We start from the raw sequence: 3997 nt of genomic DNA on the forward strand, positions 1-3997 counted from the left end.
GAGGTCCGGCGCGGCGATGCGCTGATCCTGGATGTGTTCGCGCAGGCGGCGCCGGACGGCGGCTTCGTGCTGAGCTTCACCGACGTGACCGCGGAACGCGCGGCGCTGGAGGCGCTGAGCCGGGCGAAGGAGACGCTGGAGGCCCGGGTGATCGAGCGGACGCTGGAGCTGGAGGATGCGCTGGCCGATGCCGAGCGGGCCAATGCCAGCCGGTCGCGCTTTGTGGCGGCGGCGAGCCACGACCTGTTGCAGCCGCTGTCGGCGGCGAAGCTGTTCATCGGTTCGGTCAGCGGCGAGGGGCTGGAGCCGGGGGCGCAACTGGCGCTGGAAAAGGCGCAGAATGCGCTGGTCTCGGTGGAGGGGCTGCTGGATGCGCTACTGAACATCTCGAAGCTGGAATCGGGGAAGGCAGCCGTCAGCGTCGGGGCGGTGCAGCTTGACCGGCTGTTGCGGACGCTGGCCGACGAATTCGCGCCGATGGCGGCGGCGAAGGGGCTGGCGCTGCGGGTGGTGCCCTGCGGGGTGACGGTGAACAGCGACCCGGCCTATCTGCGGCGCATCCTGCAGAACCTGATCGGCAATGCAATCCGCTATACGCTGAAGGGCCGGGTGCTGGTCGGCGCGCGGCGGCGCGGGACCGGGGTGCGGCTGGAAGTCTGGGACACCGGGCCGGGCATCCCGGAAGAATCACAGGACGACATCTTCAAGGAGTTCCACCGCCTGAACGCCCGCGCCTCGGCCAGCGAGGGGATGGGGCTGGGGCTGGCCATCGTGGAACGTGCCTGCGCGCTGCTGGGCCATCCGCTGGAGCTGCGGTCGGTGGTGGGGCGGGGCACCTGTTTCCTGGTGCAGGTTCCGAAAAGCGCGACCGCGCCGGGCAGGACCGATGCGCCCGCGCGGCAGGAGGGAGAGCCGCGCGCCGCCGACCGGATCGCGTTCCTGGTCGAGACCGACGCCGAGCTGCGGCGGGCGCTGGGGCTGGTGCTGGAGAAATGGGGGATGACGGTGCTGGAAGCCGGCTCGGGCGAGGAGGCGCTGGCGCTGATCGAGGAGATCGGCATCCTGCCGGACATCTTCCTGGTGGACCAGCAGCTTGGTGCGGGGATCAGCGGGATCGAGTGCGTCACCCGCCTGCGCGCCCGGCATGGGCCGGTCCCGGCCCGGCTGATCACCGGCAACCGGGGCTGGGACCTGCGGGCGGCGGCGACCGGCGCGGGGATCGAGATCCTGTACAAGCCCGTCGAGCCGCAGGCGCTTCAGGCCGTGGTGGCCGGGCTTTGGCCGACAGGGGCCTGACCCTACGACTTAGGCAGCATAGCGCGGGGCCGGGATCGCCCCTTAGGCTGTGCGCCCAGAGGGGGAGGAACCATGAAGCTGACCGACAGCCGCGACATCAAGGCCGATCCGCAAGTGGTCTGGGATGCGATCCTGAACCCCGAGGTGCTGAAGGAATGCATTCCCGGCTGCGAAAGCCTGACCGGGTCGGTCGCCGAGGGCTATGAGGCGGTGGTCAAGCAGAAGGTCGGGCCGGTCAGCGCCACCTTCACCGGCCTGGTGCAGCTTTCGGACATCGTGCCGGGCAAGTCGCTGAAGATCAGCGGCGAGGGCAAGGGCGGCGTCGCGGGCTTCGCCAAGGGCGGCGCCGATGTCTCTTTCGAGCCGATGGAGGGCAGGACCCGGCTGACATATGCGGCCGAGGCCAATGTCGGCGGCAAGATCGCGCAGCTGGGCAGCCGGATCATCGACAGCTTCGCCAAGAAGCTGGCGGACGAATTCTTCACCCGCTTCCAGGCGGCGGTGGAGGAGCCGGAGGCAGAGGAGGCGCCCGAAGAAGCTGTTGCCGATTCGGGGGAAAAGACGAAGGGTTGGTTCAGACGCCTGCTGGGCTGAAGCGGCCACCCATACCCAGGAAATACCCAGGGAGGAGAAGCATGACGAAGGTCTCGATGACGGTGAACGGCAAGGCCGTTTCCGGTGAGGTGGAGGGGCGGACGCTTCTGTCCTCATTCCTGCGCGAGGGGCTGGGGCTGACCGGCACCCATGTCGGCTGCGACACCAGCCAGTGCGGCGCCTGCGTGGTGCATGTCGACGGCAACCCGGTGAAAAGCTGCACCGTCTTTGCGCAGGACGTGGCGGGGGCCAGCGTCAGGACCATCGAGGGGATGGCGAACCCGGACGGCTCGCTGGGCGTGATCCAGCAGGCGTTCCAAGATCATCACGGGCTGCAATGCGGATTCTGCACCCCGGGAATGGTGATGTCCTCTGCGGCGCTGCTGGCAGAGAACCCGCGGCCGACCGAGGCCGAGGTGCGGCACTATCTGGACGGCAACATCTGCCGCTGCACGGGCTACCACAACATCGTCAAGGCCGTGATGGCTGCCTCGGGGCAGGACGTCAGCGCACTGGCAGCGGAATAGGGGGAGAGAGATGCCGAAGGACTATGGGATCGGCGCGCCCCAGAAGCGCCGCGAGGACATCCGCTTCCTGACCGGGCGCGGGGTCTATACCGATGACCTTGCCCTGCACGGGCAGGCGGCGGCGGTCTTCGTCCGCTCGACCGTCGCGCATGGGCGGATCAAGTCGATCAACACGGCGAAGGCGGCGGCGATGCCGGGCGTGCTGGCCATCTTCACCGGCGAGGATTTCAAGGATGTCGGCGGCAATCCGGCGGGCTGGCTGATCAACAGCCGCGACGGCACCCCGATGCGCGAGCCGAAGCGTCCGGTGCTGGCGCATGGCAAGGTGCGCCATGTCGGCGACGCCTATGCGGCGGTGATTGCCGAGACGCTGTCGCAGGCCAAGGACGCGGCAGAGCAGCTGGCCGAGGATTCGGCGATCGAGGAACTGCCGGCCATCGTCGACATGAAGGCGGCTGTCGCCGATCCGTCGAACCGCGTGCATGACGAGATCCCGGACAACCTGTGCTTTGACTGGGGCTGGATCGAGGACAACCGCGCTGCGGTGGATGCGGCGATGAAGGCCGCGCCGCATGTGGTGACGCTGAACCTGGTGAACAACAGGCTGGTGCCGAACGCGATGGAGCCGCGGGCGTCGATCGGCGAATATTTCCCGGGCACGGGCGACTACAAGCTGACGACGACCAGCCAGAACCCGCACCTGACGCGGCTGCTGGTGGCGGCCTTCGTGCTGGGCATCCCGGAGAACAAGCTGACCGTTGTCGCGCCGGATGTGGGCGGCGGCTTCGGGTCGAAGATCTATCACTATGGCGAGGAAGCGCTGGTTCTGGCGGCGGCGAAGAAGCTGGCCCGCCCGGTGCGCTGGACGGCAGAGCGGTCGGAAAGCTTCCTGACCGACGCGCATGGCCGCGACCATGTGACGAAGATCGAACTGGGCTGCACCAAGGACGGGCAGATCCTGGCGATCAGGACCGAGACGCTGGCCAATGTGGGTGCCTATCTGTCGAACTTCTCGACCGCGACGCCGACCTTCCTGCACGGCACGCTGATGGCGGGACCCTACAAGGTGCCGCATGTCTATGTGAACGTGAAAACTGTCTTCACCAACACGGCGCCGGTCGATGCCTATCGCGGCGCGGGGCGGCCCGAGGCGACCTTCAGTCTGGAACGGGTGATCGACAAGATGTGCCGCGAGCTGAACCTCGACCCGTTCGAGGTGCGGCGGAAGAACCTGCTGACGCCGGACCAGTTCCCCTACACCACGCCGGTGGGCCTTGTGTATGACACGGGCAATTATCAGGCGACGCTGGACCGCGCGATGGCGATGGCCGACGTGGCCGGCTTCGACAAGCGGGCGGCCGAGTCAAAGGCACGCGGCAAGTTGCGGGGCATGGGGCTGTCGACCTGGATCGAGGCCTGCGGCATCGCACCTTCGCATCTGGTGGGCATCCTGGGGTCGCGCGTCGGGCTTTACGACGCGGCGACGGTGCGGGTGAACGCGACCGGCAACCTTAGCGTCATGGTGGGCGCCCACAGCCACGGGCAGGGGCACGAGACGGTCTTTGCCCAGATCGTGGCGG

Annotated in this window: 4 protein-coding genes; all 4 read left to right on the forward strand. The window is 68.1% G+C overall.

Annotated features, from left to right (window positions below):
* Positions 1 to 1296: ATP-binding response regulator (locus V7Q39_RS19805; protein WP_333818332.1), on the forward strand; the 1296-nt coding region annotated here is incomplete at its 5' end.
* 72 nt (positions 1297 to 1368) lie between these two features.
* Positions 1369 to 1890, forward strand: coding sequence for a CoxG family protein (locus tag V7Q39_RS19810; protein ID WP_333818333.1), 522 nt, complete (start codon positions 1369 to 1371; stop codon positions 1888 to 1890).
* 41 nt (positions 1891 to 1931) lie between these two features.
* Positions 1932 to 2417 carry a (2Fe-2S)-binding protein gene (locus V7Q39_RS19815; protein ID WP_333818334.1) on the forward strand — a complete coding sequence of 162 codons (486 nt, stop codon included), beginning with the start codon at positions 1932 to 1934 and terminating at the stop codon, positions 2415 to 2417.
* Between the two features lie 10 nt (positions 2418 to 2427).
* Positions 2428 to 3997: xanthine dehydrogenase family protein molybdopterin-binding subunit (locus V7Q39_RS19820; protein ID WP_333818335.1), on the forward strand; the 1570-nt coding region annotated here is incomplete at its 3' end.

This window comes from Tabrizicola sp. (assembly GCF_036781545.1).
In the GTDB taxonomy this organism is placed as follows: Bacteria; Pseudomonadota; Alphaproteobacteria; order Rhodobacterales; family Rhodobacteraceae; genus Tabrizicola.

Bases quoted from the DNA above. Each gene is read 5' to 3' on its own strand.
- V7Q39_RS19815 (WP_333818334.1), top strand. From the start codon at position 1,932: ATGACGAAGGTCTCGATGACGGTGAACGGCAAGGCCGTTTCCGGTGAG.
- V7Q39_RS19810 (WP_333818333.1), top strand. From the start codon at position 1,369: ATGAAGCTGACCGACAGCCGCGACATCAAGGCCGATCCGCAAGTGGTC.